This is a genomic window from Anaerosalibacter massiliensis (assembly GCF_024623155.1).
Lineage (GTDB): Bacteria > Bacillota > Clostridia > Tissierellales > Sporanaerobacteraceae > Anaerosalibacter > Anaerosalibacter massiliensis.
In genome coordinates, this window is record NZ_JANJZL010000007.1 from 119,358 (window position 1) to 135,846 (window position 16,489).

Genomic DNA, 16,489 nt, shown 5'->3' on the forward strand with positions numbered 1-16,489 from the left:
GAGTGATGGTATGGTTAAGTATATTAAATATGAGATAAAAGGAACTTATAAGGTTATTTTAGGAATAATAGCTGTAGTTTTAATAATATCTACAGTATTATATAATTACATGGATAAAGGGAAAACTTCATTTATGCTTGGTTCTTTTATGTTAATGTTTGGAGCTTTTTTAGTAACATTTTTATATATAGTAAATTCATTTAAAAAAGAGCTTTATGAAGATAGAGGATATTTAACATTTACATTACCTTTAACAGGGAAGCAAATAGTAGGTGCAAAAATGATTGTGGCTTTAATGTGGTTTATCTTGTTAGGAATTATAGGAACATTATATATTTTTTTTATGATTATGAAAATGACAAAGCCTGGTGTAGTGCTAGGTGAGGTAGTTATGGAATTTAGTAGTTTGAATAGTATAGGGTTTTTAAGAGAAATTTTAATAATATTCATATCTAATTTTATAATTTGGATAATGACTTTAACTCTTGTTTATTTTTCAATGACTCTTAGTAGAGTTACATTTAGAAGTAGGAAAATTGGCGGAATGTGGTTTATTATATTTTTAGTACTAAATATTATAGTAGGCTATATTGGTGTTAAGATAGTTCAAGTTTTTCCATATTATTTAGATTTAACAACATTTAAATTAGTTAACCAGAGTATAGTAGAAAGGTATCTTGAATTTAGCAGTTTTGAATATATGAGTTTTAATGGTTCAAGTATGATAATGTCTGGTGGAGGAAAGTCCTTTATAAATATTGCATCTACTATTTATATGATAATTATTACTATATTTGCTTTCCTAAGTACAGGTTATATTCTTGAGAATAAGGTAGATTTATAAACTAAATAAATACTTGATTTGAAATTATATTCCATGGGTATAAAGTATAAAAAATATGGAGGGAAATATTATGTTACTTACGAATTTAAGTAGTATTCCAGGAAAAGAAATAGATATATTAGGCTTAGTAGATGGTGAAGTAGTTTTTTCTAAACATTTTGGAAAAGACCTTGCAGCAGGTTTCAAAAATATTGCAGGTGGAGAGTTAAAAGGTTATACAGAAATGATAGCAGATGCAAAGAATAGGGCCTTAAAAAGATTGGAAGAAAGAGCATCAGATTTAGGAGCAGATGGAGTATTAAATATCCAATATTCTATTACAAATATGCAACAGGGTTCTGCTTTAGTAGTATTAGCAACAGGGACAGCTATTAAATTCAAATAAATTTTTTCACCTTAAATCAATTTCTCCTGTCTTATAGGAGATAGGAGAAATTTTTAATAATATAAAAGCATAAAACACTAGTTAAGGTCAATATTATATAATATTAACTGTAAAAGGAGTGGTAAATTGGATAGTAAAATCAAAGGGTTTTTTATAGTGTTTTTTCTAATTTTACTTATTTTTATTGGGTTGGTTTTTATAAATGAAAATAAAAATATGGAGAATATAAAAGAAGAGTATCCAGAAACAAGGTCAGAAGCTTTTGTATATAGAAAAATTGGCTTAAGAATATGGGCTATGAATTTAATAATTTCTTTTCTAATCCCATTTTTATTTTTAACAACAGGATTATCAAATAAAATAAAATTATTTGCTCAATCCAAAAGTAATAGTTTTTTATTTCAAACATGTATATATTTATTTGTGTATTTAATAATAGATTTTTTAATAACTTTACCTATATCTTATTATGGAAGTTTTATTGTAAAACATAAATTTGGACTTTCTAATCAATCTTTTATAAGATGGATGGAAGTAGTTTTTAAAGGGTTTGGGTTAAATGCTATTTTAGTATTGTTATTTGGATGGTTTCCTTTCTATCTTATATACAAAAGCCCTAATAGATGGTGGCTGTATCTAGGTATTATATCTATACCAATTTATTTATTTGTAAGTTTTATTACTCCAATGTATATTGATCCAATTTTTAATAAGTATAGTTCTATTGAAGATAAAAAACTTGAAAGGGATATAAAAGAATTGCTTAAAAAAGCAGATATAGAAAAGGCAGATATTTATCAAGTAGATAAAAGTACAGATACAAAGGAAATGAATGCTTATATGACTGGGGTAGGAAAATCTAAAAGAATAGTATTATGGGATACTACTATAGATAATTTAGATAGAGAAGAAGTAGTAGCTATAACTGCTCATGAAATAGGACATTATGTTAAAGGACATATTTGGAAGGGGATAGTATTAGGAGGAATGTTTACAATACTATTATTATTTTTACTAAACAAAACTAGTCTTTGGATACTTAAAGGTTCTTCTGAATCTTTTGGATTTAGAAAACTGCATAGTATTGCATCTTTGCCATTACTGATATTTGTTTTAAATTTCTATACCTTTTTTTCATCTCCAATTTTAAGTGGATATTCTAGACATTTGGAATGGGAAGCGGATAAATTTGAATTGGAATTGTCAAGAAATAAAGAAGCTACAGCTTCTTCTCTTGTAAAACTTCATGAAGGAAGTCTATCGTTACCTAGACCTGGAGGCATATATAAGTTCTGGTATTATAGCCATCCATCTTGTGAAGAGAGGGTCAATTTTGCCTTGAATTATGAATATGAAGGCAAACTTCCATAATAATTATATTTAGTTCAGAAGATTTAAATCTTCTGAACTAAATTATTAAATAATAGCTATGAATAGTTTAAATATTCTTTAATAGAAGTCTTATAGTTGTTTTTTTCTATTTTTTTTAAAGCTTTTGATTCAATTTGTCTAATTCTTTCTCTGGTTAAATTGTATTTATTTCCTATTTCCTGCAAAGTACTAGGTTTTTGACCCTTTAAACCAAATCTAAGTTCTAGAACATCTTTTTCTCTAGAAGATAGAGTAGATAGTATTTTATTTAAGTTTTCTTTTAAATCTTTGGAAATTACGCTTTCTACTACAGAAGTATTATTAGATGGAATAATGTCTTGAAGCTCTATATAAGAATTGTCATTGTCTACTGTTATGAAAGTATTCAAGGAAGAGAAACTATAGTGTTTTTTTCTATAATAATTGATTTCATTGTACTCATCTTCAGTTATTTTTATTTCATTGCATAATATATTCATATCTAAATCTTTTCCTAAAAATTTGTAGGAATTTTCTAGACTATTAATTTTATTAATTTTTTCCCATATGTAGGCAGGAAGTCGAACTAAATGTCCATTGTTTATAATGGCTCTATCTATTTGTTGGACTATCCAATAGTATATGTAGGTGGAAAAACTAGTATTTTTATTTATATCAAATTTTTCTATTCCTTTCATCATTCCTATAGTTCCTTCTTGAACTAAATCTTCAAAAGTAAATGATGAAGCTATATTCATTCTTTTTTTAGCAACTATGTATATAAGCCCCATATTATTTAAAATAAGCTCATCTCTTGCTTGAATATTTTTATGTATTTTATAAGAAATGAGTAAATCTCTATTAGAAGATATTTCATTTTTCTTTTCTTCAAAACTTTTGAAGGAATAAGTATATGCATTTTTCATTTTTATCACCTACCACTACTTTATTCTTCAAATAATAAGAAAATCCTTTTAAAATATAAAAAAATATTGAAAATTCAAAACTACATTAATTATAGTAGTGATAGTTTTCGCAAATAGAAATAAAAAATTAGCTAATTTTTTATTTCTATTTGCTTTAACATTGTGCTATTAGAATTAATATAGTTAAAGGTAAGGATGTAGACTTAGAGTTTTAAGCATTAGGTCTGCTGATTAAAAAAAATTCTAAAACTTTTTCGGAAGAAAGACTTAATAACTTAAAATCATTGAATTCGCACTACGCTAAAAAAAATTCGCAGACTAATACTATGTGAAAAAATATAACAATAAACTGTATATTATCTAGTGAATACTTTCATGATTATTAGTTTTATCTTCTAAGCTAGATAAAAGTTCTTTTGTTAGAGTATTTATATCTTCAGCTTTTTCTTGCAATCTATAAAAAGTTCTTGAAATATTTGGATCTTTACTTCTAGCATAGTCATTAGAAGTTAGGAGTATTTCCATACTTGTTAGATGTTCCAAATTGTTAAAATTATTCTCTTCTATTTTTTTAGTTTGATTTATCATTTCATTAACAGATTTTAAGTTTTCCATTTTATCTCCTCTCATAATATATATTAAAATCTCTTTCAATTATTATGTTCCAATTTTAAATATATTAATCATTAAAGGGTATAAACAAAAAAATTGACTTTTAATGATATAATTATTTAAAAGAGTTTTACTTTATGAGAAAGGGGATAAAAAATGAGAACAGTACTTTGTTATGGAGATTCAAATACTTGGGGATATAATCCTGATGGCTCAGGTAGATATCCTAAAGAAATAAGATGGACTAGTGTATTGCAAAAGGAACTAGGGAATAATTTTGATATAATACCAGAAGGTTTAAATGGAAGAACTACTGTATGGGATGATCCAGTAAAGGGAGATTATAGAAATGGAAAAACATATTTATTACCTTGTTTACATACTCATAAACCTATAGACTTAGTAGTGTTATTTCTAGGAAGCAATGATTTAAAATATAGATTTTCTGTAACCTCTTATGAAATAGCTGAAAGTGTGGAGATGTTAATAAATATTATTAAGAAAAGTGAAACGGGGCCCAAAATGGCTTCGCCAGAAATATTAGTCATAATACCTCCACCAATATTTATTCCATCAGAAGTGAAAGATTCTCCTTATTTACTCCCTATTGCTGAAAAGACAGCAGATAAAAGCAAACAGTTTTCCCAAGAATTTAATAGAGTGCTTAATGAACAGTGCCATTTGCTAGATTCATCAAAAATAATTGAAACTAGTAAAATAGATGGATTGCATCTAGATCCAGAAAGTCATAGAGTCTTAGGAAAAGAAATGGCTAAATATATAAAAAATGAAATATTTAAATAAAAATAAAGGGGGATTATTTTGGAGGAAAAGAATAAGAAAATAGTAGGCATAATAGCAACAGTATTGGTAATAGTCTTAAGTATATTTTCCCTTTATAGAGGAAACAAAGAAAAACCTAAAAAAATAAATGAAATAGAAATAGGAAAAGATGAGCAAAACTCAATAGTTGGCAAAAAAATTCCAGAGTTTAAATTAAATAATTTAAAAGGTGAGGAAATAACAGATAAGGTATTCAATGACTATGAATTGACTATTGTTCCCATGTGGCAAAGTACATGTTCACCATGTATTACAGAATTAGAAGCTTTAAACAAAATACATAAAGAATATAAAGATAGTGGAGTAAATGTCTTAGGAATTGTAATAGATGGGGAAGTAAATGAAGCTGCAGCTAAAAAAGTCGTCGATACTATAGAAATAGAATTTAATAATATAGTTCCAGACGAAGATTATATTTATAAACTTATAGAATTTGCTCAATCTACCCCGACAGCTTTTTTTATAGATAACAAAGGAAATTTTCTTATGAAACCTAAGGAAGGTACTTCGGGCATGGATAAAGACATAGAAGAATTTAAAGCTATAATAGAAAAATTAACCTCTAGTAGAGACTAGAGGTTTTTATTTTTGAAATTTTCTTTAGAAGTTTCAATAGCTTTTAAAGCTTCTTCTACTCCTGCCCAGCCTTTTACATGGACTTCCTTTCCTTCTAATTGTTTGTATTCAGAGAAAAAATGTTCAAATTCCTTTTTTAAATGGGCTCCCATATTTTCTATAGTTTGTATATCTTCATATCTTGGATCACTAACAGGTACAGAAATTATCTTCTCATCTTTTCCTTTTTCATCCTCCATTAGAAACATACCTATCACTCGTGATTCAATTAAGCATCCTGGGAAAGTAGGATTAGACATTATAACCATAATATCTAATGGATCTCCATCCTCTGCTAAAGTATATGGCACAAATCCATAATCAGCAGGGTAGTACATAGGAGAAAATAAAGCTCTATCTAAAACAAATACTTTTCTTTCTAAATCATATTCATATTTATTACTACTACCCTTAGGTATTTCAATGAAAGCTTCTACTATTTTATTCATAAAATCACCTCTCATATACTATATATAAAGGTATTCTAGCATTAAAAAGTTAAAACATCAACTAAAGCTTTAGAGTAAAGAATATTCGTGATATAATAAATCACATACAAACTTTAATAAAAAGATAAAAATATTTTGAGAAAAATGTTGAAAATATTATTATAATGAAGTATCATAGTAGTTAAGTAAAAAAACACAGAATATTTAAACTCATCAAAAAAGAAGGATTATTCACAATGCGGCAGAATACTTTACGTAAAGTTACATAATAGTATTTCCATGAAAACGTTTTCTATAAAAATAAATATAAAAAGGAGTTGGTTATTATGGATGATGGTAATAAAGTGACAACGAAGGAAGTGAGACAGCCTTATTTGTATGAAGCTATTTTATCTCTTATATTTTTAGTATTAGTAATGGGAATAGGTATAGCTAAATTTGAAGCTGAACCCCATATTCCCATGTTTATAGGAACCATCTTTGCAGCTATTATTTCACTTAAAATAGGTTATAGCTGGGAAGATATTGAAAAAGGAATGCTTGATGGTATATACCAAGCATTACAGGCAATAATTATTTTGGCGATTATTGGTATATTAATTGGCACTTGGCTTTTAGCGGGAGTAGTTCCTACTATGATTTATTATGGGCTTAATATTTTAAATCCTACCATATTTTTAGTAGCTACTACTATAATATGTTCCATCACTTCTCTGGCAACAGGAACTAGTTGGGGAACAGCAGGAACCATAGGTATTGCACTTATGGGTATTGCAAAAGGACTAAGTATACCAGCTCCTATAGCAGCAGGAGCTATATTATCTGGAGCCTACTTTGGAGATAAACTTTCGCCACTTTCAGATACTACGAATCTTGCGCCGGCAATGGCAGGAACTGATGTATTTACCCATGTTAAATTTATGCTTCCTACCACTTTAATTTCTTACGCAATAGCATTGGTATTATATCTAATCATAGGTATTCGTTTTAAAGGTGTCAATGCAGACACTTCAGCTATAGATGCGATACAACAAGGACTTTCCGCTAGTTTTAATATCTCACCATTTTTATTAATACCACCAATAGCTGTAATAGTCAGTATAGCTTTTAAAATGCCTGCTATTCCTGGCATAACAATAGGTATAATTTTAGGAGCTATTGAAGCAGTTATATTTCAAGGTTCAAATTTAGGACAATTATTAGATGCTGGCTTTGCAGGTTATATAAGTGAAACTGGGGTAAAGACTATAGATAGTCTTCTTACTGCTGGAGGGTTATCCGGTATGATGGACTCTATATCTTTGACGATTTTAGCTATGATGTTTGGCGGTATTATGGAGAAAACAGGACAATTAGAAGTTATAGTTAATACATTACTTAGAAGAATAAAAACTGCTACTGGTCTTATAACCATGACTATACTTACTTGTTTTGTTAGCAATGTAACTATGCCGGAACAATATATTTCAGTTGTAGTTCCTGGTAGAATGTATGCAAATGCATATAGGGAACAAGGTTTGCATCCAAAGACTTTATCTAATGCATTAGAATCTGGAGGAACGCTGACTTCAGCTCTTATTCCTTGGAATACTTGCGGAGTTTTCATGACTACTATATTAGGAGTTAAGACTTTACAATATGGAAAATGGGCATTTTTTAATTATCTTACTCCTATTTTAGTTATATTATTGAGTGGTACAGGACTTGCCATAGCACGTATGACAAAAGAAGAAAAAGAAAAGTCAGCTGCTGGTGAGCTAGTTTAATATATACTTTAAACCCTTAAGTTAAATTTAACTTAGGGGTTTTCTTGAATTAGAACTAAATAAAGGGTAGAATTAACATATAATATAGAAATGGGGGGATTCGATTGAAAATATATATAAGTACAGATATTGAGGGAGTTACTGGAATTGCACATTGGGATGAAACAGAGAAAACTAAAGAAGATTATAGGTATTTTGCTGAGCAAATGACTAGAGAAGTAGAAGCAGCGTGTAAAGGTGCTACTAATGCAGGAGCAGATGAAATTTGGATAAAAGATGCCCATGAAACTGGAAGAAATTTAGATCCATCTAAATTAACTGAAAATATTAGATTAATTAGAGGATGGAGTGGACATCCTTTTTCAATGGTTCAAGGGCTAGACGAATCTTTTGATGCTCTAATGTATATAGGATACCATTCTGGAGGAGGCACTAATTTTAATCCTCTAGCTCATACTATGAATAGTAGCACAATAGACTATATTAAATTAAATGGAGAGAATTGTAGTGAGTTCTTGTTACATTCCTATATAGCAGCTTATTTGGGAGTGCCTGTTGCCTTTTTAAGTGGAGATAAAGGACTTTGTAGTGAAGCACATAAATTAAATGAAAATATAGTCACAGTAGCAGTTAATGAAGGAATTGGCAATTCTACAGTAAGCATTCATCCGGATGTAGCCATATCTAGAATTAAAGAAGGAGTAGAAAAAGCATTAAGAAAAGATTTAGATAAATGTAAGATAAAGTTACCTAGTTCATTTGAAATAGAAATAAAATATTCTACTCATGCAATGGCTTATAGACATTCTTTTTATCCAAATGTTAAGCAAATTGGGCCTAAAACTATAATTTTAAATTCTGAAGATTATTTTGAGATATTAAGAGGTGTACTATTTTTAACTTAAAAAATAATTAATATAATTAGATTGAGTAGAAAAGAATGGAGTGATTTATATGGGAATTTTAATTAAGAATGTAACTCTTTTGCCAATGGGAAAAGAAAAAGAACCTGTTGAAAATACTAATATTTATATTGTAGATAATCAAATTGAACATATTGGATATTTAAGAGGAGATATAAAGGTAGATAGAGTAATAGATGGAAATGGTAAGGTAGCTCTTCCAGGACTTATAAATGCTCATACTCATATAGCTATGTCTCTTTTGAGGAACTATGCAGATGATGTGCCATTACATGAATGGCTTACACAAAAAATATGGCCAGTAGAAGCAAATCTTAAAGCAGAAGATATTTATTGGGGCTCTATGCTTAGTATTGTAGAAATGATACAATCTGGAGTTACATGCTTTTCTGATATGTATTTTTTCATGGATGAAGTAGGAAAAGCAGTAGAAGAATCTGGTATTAGAGGAGTATTGTCTAGGGGGCTTATAGAAGAAGATAGTGAGAAAATTAATAATGAAAAATTAGAAGATACAAAAAAGCTTTATAATAATTGGCATGGAAAAGCGGATGGCAGAATAAAGGTAATGGTTGCACCTCATGCACCATATACATGTGGTCCAGATTATCTTAAAAGAATAATGAACTTAGCTAATGAATTGGGAGCAGGAATACATGTCCATCTTTCAGAAACTAGAAAAGAAGTAGAAGAAAGTTTTTATAAATTTAATAAATCACCAATTAAACATGTTTATGATCTAGGATTATTTAAGTATCCAACATTAGCAGCTCATTGTGTCCATGTATCTGATGAAGATATTGAGATTCTAGGGGAAAACAATGTAGCAGTTGTAAATAACCCAGGTAGCAATTTAAAATTGGCTAGTGGATTTGCTCCTGTGCAAAAAATGCTAGACAAGGGAATATGTGTAGCATTAGGTACTGATGGCTCTTCAAGTAATAACAATCTAAATATGTTTGAAGAAATAAATCTTGCTGCTCTTATAAATAAAGGAGTTTTAAAAGAAGCCACATCTGTTCCAGCTATTAAGGCTATAGAAATGGGGACTATAAATGGAGCTAAAGCTTTGAACTGGGACAAAGAAATAGGCTCTATAGAAGTAGGTAAAAAGGCAGATTTAATCCTTATAGATATGGAAAAGCCTCATTTATACCCTAAACACAATGTAGTTTCAGCTATTGCTTATTCTTGTCAGGCTTCTGATGTTGATACAGTAATAGTAAATGGAAAAATAATCATGGAAGGATATGAAATAAGAACTATTGATGTAGAAAAGGTCATGTACAATGCAGAAAGGTGTGCTAAAGATTTAATAAACAGATAGGGGTTGATATTTTTGGAAATAAAAACTCTTGAATTTAAAGATGAAAAGCTCTATTTAATTGATCAAAGAAAATTACCAAATTCTTTTGAAATATTTGTATGTGAAAATTATACTGATGTAGATTTTGCCATAAAAGATATGGTAGTAAGGGGTGCTCCTGCCATTGGTGCTAGTGGAGCTTATGGAGTTGTTTTAGGGGCAAAAGAATATAAACATTTGGATAAAAAGGATTTTCTAGAAAAGATGAAGGAAGTATCAAATACTTTAAATAAATCTAGACCTACAGCTGTGAATCTTATGTGGGGAATTAAAAGAATGGAAAATATTATTGAAGAAAATAAAGAATTATCTCCTGTAGAAATATACGAAAAATTAAAAGAAGAGGGAAACAATATTGCCAAGGAAGATGTAAAAATAAATAAGGCAATGGGAGAGTACGGCAATACTCTTGTTCCAGAAAAAGCTACAATACTTACTCATTGTAATGCAGGAGCATTAGCTACTGTGGAATATGGGACAGCTCTAGGGGTTATAAGATCTGCTTTTTACTCAGGAAAAGATATTTTTGTCTATGTTGATGAGACAAGGCCAAGGCTTCAAGGGGCAAAACTTACTAGCTGGGAACTTGTAAAAGAGAATATACCTTGCAAGCTTATTTCTGATAGTGTAGCTGCTACTCTTATTAGAGATGGAAAAATTGATTTAATAGTTGTGGGAGCAGATAGAATAGCAACAAATGGAGACACTGCAAATAAAATAGGTACTTTCATGTTATCTGTGGTTGCAAAAACTTATAATATTCCTTTTTATATTGCAGCACCTATTTCTACTATAGATTTTAATATTGAAACTGGAAAAGAAATTGTTATAGAGGAAAGGGATGATGAAGAAGTTACTCATATTCAGGGAGTGAGAATAGCACCAGAAGAAATAGAGGCATATAATCCAGCATTTGATGTAACCCCTAATGAGAATATTACAGCTATTATTACAGAAAAGGGAATTATAAATCCACCTTTTAAAGAAAATATATTGAAATTGAGATCGTAAGATAAAAAGAACAATTATTTTTGTATTAGAATATAATCTGTTAGGAAGGTGAAATAATGGAAAAAGCTATAATTGGTGGTACAGGAGTTTATGATATAGGGGAAGAATCCTATATAAAAAATATTGATACTGAGTATGGACAAGTAGAAGTATATATAGTGAAGATAAAAGGGGAAGAAATAGTTTTTCTTCCCCGTCATGGAAAGGGCCATTCTGTTCCTCCACATTTAATTAATTATAGAGCAAATATGAAAGCTTTAGAAAAACTTGGTATAAAATATATATATGCTACTGTGGCAGTAGGATCTATGAATGAAAACTATGCTCCAGGAGATATAGTAGTTATAAATGATTTTTTAGATTTTACTAAATCAAGACCTATAACTTTTTATGAAGGTGGAAATGAAGGGGTAATACATAGTGATATGTCCGATCCCTATTGCACTAATTTAAGAGAGAATTTTTATAAAGTAGCAAAAGAGAAAAACATTGAAATAAAGGGTGAGGGAGTTTATGTATGTACTGAAGGACCAAGATTTGAAACTGCTGCAGAGATAAGAATGTACAAGGCCTTAGGTGGAGATGTAGTAGGTATGACTAATGTACCGGAAGTAATTCTTGCAAAAGAATTAAAAGTTTGTTATTCAGCTATAGGAATTATAAGCAATTGGTGTACAGGTATAGAACCAACTGGAATAACAGTTCATGATATAGCTGGTGCTATGGAAGGAAAAAAAGAGCTAGTCACAAAACTATTTATAGATGCTTTGCAAACGGAATTAAATCAAGAAAATTGTAATTGTACTAATTCATTGATAAAGCTATAGGAGTGAGAACATGAATCTAAAATATGAAAAAGAAAGAAGAGAAATTATAGATATAGGCATTAAAATGTCTGATACTAAATTAGTAGTTGGTACTTGGGGAAATATAAGTAGAAGAATAAATGAAAATCTAATGGCCATAACTCCTAGTGGCATAGATTATAGTATATTAGAGCCTAAAGATATTCCTATACTTGATTTAGAAGGGAATATAATAGATGGCAAAACTAAACCTTCAACTGAATACAATCTTCATATGGAAGTTTATAAATGTAGAAAAGATACTCATGCTATTGTACATACTCATAGTACTTATTGTACAGCATTTGCAATAGCTAGGAAAGTAATACCAGCTACAGTAGAAGATTTGGTACAGATAGTAGGAGGAAATGTAAGAGTTGGAGAATACGCACTTCCAGGAAGTTTAGAACTTGCTAAAAATACAATAAAGGCTTTAGAAGGAAGAAATGCAGCTATATTAGCAAATCATGGTGCATTAGCAGTAGGAAGAAACTTAAATGAAGCTTTAAAAATTGCTTTAATATTAGAGAAATCAGCAGAAGCTACTATATATGCTAAAATTTTAGGTAAAGTAGTAGAATTAAATGATGAAGATGTAAAATATATGAGAGATTTTTATCTAAATAGTTATGGACAAAGATAAAAAATTGTTAAAAAAATATTGAATTGATATCTATTATCATATAAAATATATATGTAAGTGAAAACAGCTATCAATACTCTCTGTATAAAAAATAAACGGAGAGTAAGTTTTTGTCATTTATTGAAAATGATTTTCAATGTCGGGGAGGCAGTTTTTATGAAATCTTTTAATGATGTTGAGACTTTGAATAATAATGAGAGTATTATTGATGAGAAAGTGTTAGAAAGAAAAGAAGCAGAAAAGATTGTACTTGTGGGGACTCCAAATGTAGGAAAAAGTGTTTTATTTAATAGATTGACTAAATCCTATGTAACAGTATCAAATTATCCAGGAACTACTGTAGAAGTTTCTAGAGGTAAAGGTATTATAGGAAATAAAGAGTATGAAATAATAGACACACCAGGAATGTATTCTTTTATGTGTATTACAGAAGAAGAAAAAGTAACTAAAAGACTTTTATTTAAAGAAAAGCCTGATGCAGTAATTCATGTAATAGATGCAAAAAATTTAGAAAGGATGCTTCCTCTAACTTTTCAATTAATAGAAAGTGAACTTCCAGTATTATTAGTATTAAATATTATGGATGAAGCAAGACGGTTAGGTCTTAAAATTGATGTAAGAAAATTAGAAGAAAAATTAGGCATACCAGTGATTTCAACTACTGCAGCTCTAAATGAAGGAATAGATACATTAAAAGAAAGGATAGATAAATATGTCAATAGGGTCTGATACTATATATGATGATACAATAGAAAATGCAATAAAAGGTATTGAAGCTAGTTTAGAAAAAGATTATATAATATCTAAAAGAGCATTGTCTTTACTTTTACTCCAAGAGGATGAAGACTCATTAGAGGAGATAAAAGAAAGGGAAAAAGAAAACTATTTAAAAATAATAAGTATAGTAGAAGAAACTAAAAATAAATATGAAAGACCTCTAACTTTTGTTATATCATCTTATAGACAAAAATATGCTAAAACTTTAACAGACAATGTAATGGTAAAAACAGAAACAAATAAGAAAAGTTTTTCCGAAACTTTAGACAAAATCATGTTAAACCCAATTACAGGAGTTCCTATAGCTCTTTTAGTTCTTTATTTTGGACTTTATAAATTTGTAGGGCAATTTGGTGCTGGAGTCATAGTAGATTTTTTAGAAGGTAATATATTTGAAGCTTATATAAATCCTTGGATTAATAATATATTAAACAATTATGTATCTTGGGAATGGCTTAGAACATTAATTGGTGGAGATTATGGAATTATAACTTTAGGAATAAGATATGCTATAGCTATAGTTTTACCTATAGTTGGAACTTTCTTTTTTGTTTTTTCCATTATTGAAGACAGTGGATATCTTCCAAGACTTGCAATGTTAGTAGATAGACTATTTAAAAAGATAGGACTTAATGGAAGAGCTGTAATACCTATGGTACTAGGATTTGGTTGCGATACTATGGCTACTATGGTTAGTAGAACCTTAGAAACTGAAAGGGAGAGGATTATATCCACCTTGTTATTAGCCTTGGCTATTCCTTGTTCGGCACAACTTGGTGTGATTCTTTCATTACTTTCTGGAGAACCTAAAGCTTTACTTGTGTGGCTTATATTTATAGTTGTAGTATTTTTATTTATTGGATATTTAGCTGCTAAGGTTCTACCTGGAGAAGAACCACTATTTTATATGGAAATGCCTCCATTAAGACTTCCTAAATTATCTAATGTATTGGTGAAAACCTATACTAGAATGGAATGGTATTTTGCTGAAGTACTGCCATTATTTATACTTATAAGTGTATTTATTTGGTTCGGCAATATAATAGGTATTTTTTCAGTATTAGTTAATATATTTAGACCTTTTGTCACAGCAATTGGACTTCCTGAAGAAGTTAGTGAAATATTCTTATTTGGATTTTTTAGAAGAGATTATGGTGCAGCGGGATTATTTGATTTAGTAAAAGGCGGTATATTATCTGCAAGACAATTAGTAGTAGCTTCAGCTACCTTAACATTATTTGTACCTTGTGTTGCTCAATTTGTAATGATGATTAAGGAAAGAGGCCTTAAAACGGCTATCTATATAGCAGCTTTTGTATTTGTTTTTTCTTTCTTTGCAGGCTATGCATTAAATTGGATACTTATTACTACAGGGGCTTTAGTATGATTAAATGCAATTTTTGTGGATTTGAATTCACAGAAGAAGAAAGTAAAAAATCCTGTTCTAGTTGTCCGTTCAGTAAGAACTGTGGGAAGTATAAATGTCCAAATTGTGGATATGAAATAGTAAGAAAGTCAAGATTGTCTAAGTTTTTAAGAAGAAAAAGGAGAGAAAGCAAATGAAAACATTAGCTAATATAGAAAAGGGCTTTGAAGGGTCTATAGTTGAGATAAAAACAAATAGGGATGATATTATAAGGAAAATGATGGCTATGGGGGTATTCCCTGGTTCATCTGTCAAAGTTATTCAAACTTTTCCTTCCTATGTTTTTCAAGTAGGGTATACTCAGATAGCTGTTGATAAAGAAATAGCTGATACAATTTTAGTGAAATAATGTGCCACCGGGACCTTCGTTTGGCACATTTTTGAGAACAGATAATTGAAATAATATAAAATAAAAGGAACTCTCTAGTTTAAGAGAATTCCTTTTTTATTTCTATGTTATAATAGTTCACGTTGTATGGAAGTTTAGGTATGTTGTAAAAAAGGTTTTTGTTTTATATAATATGACAGTAATTAATATCATTATAAAATGAAAAATAAAAAATACAAAGTACCATTATATGTCTAGGGGGCTAAATTATGTATCCAATAAAATTTAACAATTTATATTATGAAAAAGTTTGGGGGAGTCAAGATTTTAAAAAAATTAGAGATGGTGTACCCAATGGTAAAATTGGTGAGAGTTGGGATGTTGCCTGTCACCCAAAGGGTATTAGCATAGTGAAGAATGGTAAATATAATGGAATGAAACTAGATGAGCTTATAGAAAAGCTTGGTAGTGATTTATTAGGAACTAAAATCTCTAGAGAAACATTTCCTCTATTGATAAAGTTATTAAGCACTAGTGATAAGCTTTCTATTCAAGTTCATCCTAATGATGAATATGCTACTCTTCACGAGGGAGAAATGGGTAAAACAGAAGCTTGGTATGTTTTAGATGCTAAAGAAGATTCCTATATAGTATTAGGGACTAAGAATTGTACTAAAGAAGAATTTAAGAAAGCTATAGAAACTGGAGAGGTAGAAAAGTATATGAAAAAAATTCAAGTAAAAAAAGGTGATGTATTTTACTTGAAAAGTGGTCTAATACACACAATGGGACCAGGATTAATTATTGCAGAAATTCAACAAAATAGTGATACTACCTATAGAGTTTATGATTATAATAGGGGTAGAGAAATACATATAAATAAAGCTTTAGATGTTATGAATTTTAATTTTGAAGGTAAGAGAAGTAATGGCTTAAAAATAGAAAGGGATAACTATAGTAAGACTTATTATTGTTTAGATGAACATTTTTCATTAGAAGTTTATGATGTAATAAACAGCTTTGAAGAAATTAGTGATGAAGAAAGATTTTTTATTTTTACATGTGTAGAAGGTGAGGGAATGATAAAGTATCATAATGGTGAAGAAAGTATAAAATTAGGAGATAGTATACTTATTCCTGCTAAATTAGGAAATTATAGAATTGTTGGGAGTTGTAAATTAATAAAAAGCTATGTACCACATGTAGAAAAAGTGGAGAATGAAATATTAGAAACCATAAGATAGTATAATAAAGGGGCTGTTTCATAACTGATTTATCAGTTATGAAACGCCTCTTTTTTTATGTTCAAGTTGACAACTGAAGTACCTAAGTTTCCATAAATTTAAATATATTTTTCTTAGTCTAATTTTAGGTATAGCA

18 protein-coding genes and 1 pseudogene are annotated in these 16,489 nt (G+C 29.3%); 16 read left to right on the forward strand and 3 right to left on the reverse strand.

All coding sequences use genetic code 11. The features are described from left to right. The first annotated feature begins 10 nt into the window (after positions 1-10). The 3 genes from NSA23_RS11080 (at position 11) to NSA23_RS11090 (ending at position 2,600) form a co-directional block, all read left to right on the forward strand. Positions 11-844: a hypothetical protein gene (locus NSA23_RS11080; RefSeq protein WP_042680950.1), complete on the forward strand. Its 834-nt coding sequence runs from the start codon at positions 11-13 to the stop codon at positions 842-844. Between the two features lie 70 nt (positions 845-914). Beyond that, positions 915-1,229, forward strand: coding sequence for a YbjQ family protein (locus NSA23_RS11085; RefSeq protein WP_042680948.1), 315 nt, complete (start codon positions 915-917; stop codon positions 1,227-1,229). A 126-nt stretch (positions 1,230-1,355) separates the two neighbouring features. After that, on the forward strand, positions 1,356-2,600 hold the full coding sequence (locus tag NSA23_RS11090; RefSeq protein WP_042680946.1) for a M48 family metallopeptidase: 1,245 nt from the start codon (positions 1,356-1,358) through the stop codon (positions 2,598-2,600). A 56-nt stretch (positions 2,601-2,656) separates the two neighbouring features. On the opposite strand, the gene NSA23_RS11095 is transcribed toward NSA23_RS11090, so the two are convergent. Beyond that, positions 2,657-3,505 (reverse strand): sigma-70 family RNA polymerase sigma factor, encoded by an 849-nt coding sequence (locus tag NSA23_RS11095; protein WP_042680944.1) that lies wholly within the window; start codon positions 3,503-3,505, stop codon positions 2,657-2,659. Positions 3,506-3,865: 360 nt separating this feature from the next. After that, positions 3,866-4,120, reverse strand: coding sequence for a hypothetical protein (locus NSA23_RS11100; RefSeq protein ID WP_042680942.1), 255 nt, complete (start codon positions 4,118-4,120; stop codon positions 3,866-3,868). Positions 4,121-4,273: 153 nt separating this feature from the next. Between NSA23_RS11100 and NSA23_RS11105 the strand changes: the two genes are divergently transcribed. Both NSA23_RS11105 and NSA23_RS11110 read left to right on the forward strand, forming a co-directional pair. Continuing rightward, complete coding sequence (locus tag NSA23_RS11105; protein ID WP_042680940.1) at positions 4,274-4,921, forward strand: SGNH/GDSL hydrolase family protein; 648 nt, start codon at positions 4,274-4,276, stop codon at positions 4,919-4,921. 18 nt (positions 4,922-4,939) lie between these two features. Then, the gene (locus NSA23_RS11110) at positions 4,940-5,536 is read left to right on the forward strand and encodes a TlpA family protein disulfide reductase (protein WP_042680938.1); all 597 of its coding nucleotides are present in this window, start codon (positions 4,940-4,942) and stop codon (positions 5,534-5,536) included. Here NSA23_RS11110 and NSA23_RS11115 read toward each other — a convergent pair. Beyond that, entirely contained in the window at positions 5,533-6,024 is a 492-nt protein-coding gene (locus tag NSA23_RS11115) for an inorganic diphosphatase (protein WP_081915205.1), read from the reverse strand. The genes NSA23_RS11110 and NSA23_RS11115 overlap by 4 nt on opposite strands. 305 nt (positions 6,025-6,329) lie before the next feature. Here NSA23_RS11115 and nhaC point away from each other — a divergent pair. The 11 genes and pseudogenes from nhaC to NSA23_RS11170 all read left to right on the forward strand — a co-directional run. Then, positions 6,330-7,790: pseudogene (gene nhaC / locus NSA23_RS11120) on the forward strand (Na+/H+ antiporter NhaC); the annotation flags it as partial. Between the two features lie 104 nt (positions 7,791-7,894). Continuing rightward, the gene (locus NSA23_RS11125; protein WP_042680932.1) at positions 7,895-8,695 is read left to right on the forward strand and encodes a M55 family metallopeptidase; all 801 of its coding nucleotides are present in this window, start codon (positions 7,895-7,897) and stop codon (positions 8,693-8,695) included. Between the two features lie 49 nt (positions 8,696-8,744). Then, entirely contained in the window at positions 8,745-10,040 is a 1,296-nt protein-coding gene (locus NSA23_RS11130) for an amidohydrolase (RefSeq protein ID WP_042680930.1), read from the forward strand. A 12-nt stretch (positions 10,041-10,052) separates the two neighbouring features. Then, complete coding sequence (gene mtnA, locus NSA23_RS11135; protein ID WP_042680928.1) at positions 10,053-11,090, forward strand: S-methyl-5-thioribose-1-phosphate isomerase; 1,038 nt, start codon at positions 10,053-10,055, stop codon at positions 11,088-11,090. 56 nt (positions 11,091-11,146) lie between these two features. Then, positions 11,147-11,917, forward strand: coding sequence for an S-methyl-5'-thioinosine phosphorylase (locus NSA23_RS11140; RefSeq protein WP_042680926.1), 771 nt, complete (start codon positions 11,147-11,149; stop codon positions 11,915-11,917). 10 nt (positions 11,918-11,927) lie between these two features. Beyond that, on the forward strand, positions 11,928-12,578 hold the full coding sequence (locus NSA23_RS11145; RefSeq protein ID WP_042680924.1) for a class II aldolase/adducin family protein: 651 nt from the start codon (positions 11,928-11,930) through the stop codon (positions 12,576-12,578). 156 nt (positions 12,579-12,734) lie between these two features. Then, a complete protein-coding gene (locus tag NSA23_RS11150) occupies positions 12,735-13,307 on the forward strand; it encodes a FeoB small GTPase domain-containing protein (RefSeq protein WP_187116651.1) in 573 nt (190 codons plus the stop codon). Continuing rightward, entirely contained in the window at positions 13,291-14,742 is a 1,452-nt protein-coding gene (locus tag NSA23_RS11155) for a ferrous iron transporter B (protein WP_257490550.1), read from the forward strand. Before NSA23_RS11150 ends, NSA23_RS11155 begins: the two co-directional genes overlap by 17 nt. Further along, positions 14,739-14,918: a hypothetical protein gene (locus NSA23_RS11160; RefSeq protein ID WP_042680920.1), complete on the forward strand. Its 180-nt coding sequence runs from the start codon at positions 14,739-14,741 to the stop codon at positions 14,916-14,918. Before NSA23_RS11155 ends, NSA23_RS11160 begins: the two co-directional genes overlap by 4 nt. Then, on the forward strand, positions 14,915-15,130 hold the full coding sequence (locus NSA23_RS11165) for a FeoA family protein (RefSeq protein WP_042680918.1): 216 nt from the start codon (positions 14,915-14,917) through the stop codon (positions 15,128-15,130). Before NSA23_RS11160 ends, NSA23_RS11165 begins: the two co-directional genes overlap by 4 nt. Positions 15,131-15,378: 248 nt before the next feature. After that, positions 15,379-16,353 carry a type I phosphomannose isomerase catalytic subunit gene (locus NSA23_RS11170; protein ID WP_042680916.1) on the forward strand — a complete coding sequence of 325 codons (975 nt, stop codon included), beginning with the start codon at positions 15,379-15,381 and terminating at the stop codon, positions 16,351-16,353. Positions 16,354-16,489 lie beyond the last annotated feature (136 nt).

Excerpts from the sequence above, each read along its gene's own strand:
- NSA23_RS11080 (WP_042680950.1), top strand. The coding sequence starts at position 11 with ATGGTTAAGTATATTAAATATGAGATAAAAGGAACTTATAAGGTTATT.
- NSA23_RS11085 (WP_042680948.1), top strand. The coding sequence starts at position 915 with ATGTTACTTACGAATTTAAGTAGTATTCCAGGAAAAGAAATAGATATA.
- NSA23_RS11095 (WP_042680944.1), bottom strand. The coding sequence starts at position 3,505 with ATGAAAAATGCATATACTTATTCCTTCAAAAGTTTTGAAGAAAAGAAA.
- NSA23_RS11100 (WP_042680942.1), bottom strand. The coding sequence starts at position 4,120 with ATGGAAAACTTAAAATCTGTTAATGAAATGATAAATCAAACTAAAAAA.
- NSA23_RS11105 (WP_042680940.1), top strand. The coding sequence starts at position 4,274 with ATGAGAACAGTACTTTGTTATGGAGATTCAAATACTTGGGGATATAAT.
- NSA23_RS11115 (WP_081915205.1), bottom strand. The coding sequence starts at position 6,024 with ATGAATAAAATAGTAGAAGCTTTCATTGAAATACCTAAGGGTAGTAGT.
- NSA23_RS11130 (WP_042680930.1), top strand. The coding sequence starts at position 8,745 with ATGGGAATTTTAATTAAGAATGTAACTCTTTTGCCAATGGGAAAAGAA.
- NSA23_RS11140 (WP_042680926.1), top strand. The coding sequence starts at position 11,147 with ATGGAAAAAGCTATAATTGGTGGTACAGGAGTTTATGATATAGGGGAA.
- NSA23_RS11145 (WP_042680924.1), top strand. The coding sequence starts at position 11,928 with ATGAATCTAAAATATGAAAAAGAAAGAAGAGAAATTATAGATATAGGC.
- NSA23_RS11150 (WP_187116651.1), top strand. The coding sequence starts at position 12,735 with ATGAAATCTTTTAATGATGTTGAGACTTTGAATAATAATGAGAGTATT.
- NSA23_RS11155 (WP_257490550.1), top strand. The coding sequence starts at position 13,291 with ATGTCAATAGGGTCTGATACTATATATGATGATACAATAGAAAATGCA.
- NSA23_RS11160 (WP_042680920.1), top strand. The coding sequence starts at position 14,739 with ATGATTAAATGCAATTTTTGTGGATTTGAATTCACAGAAGAAGAAAGT.
- NSA23_RS11165 (WP_042680918.1), top strand. The coding sequence starts at position 14,915 with ATGAAAACATTAGCTAATATAGAAAAGGGCTTTGAAGGGTCTATAGTT.
- NSA23_RS11170 (WP_042680916.1), top strand. The coding sequence starts at position 15,379 with ATGTATCCAATAAAATTTAACAATTTATATTATGAAAAAGTTTGGGGG.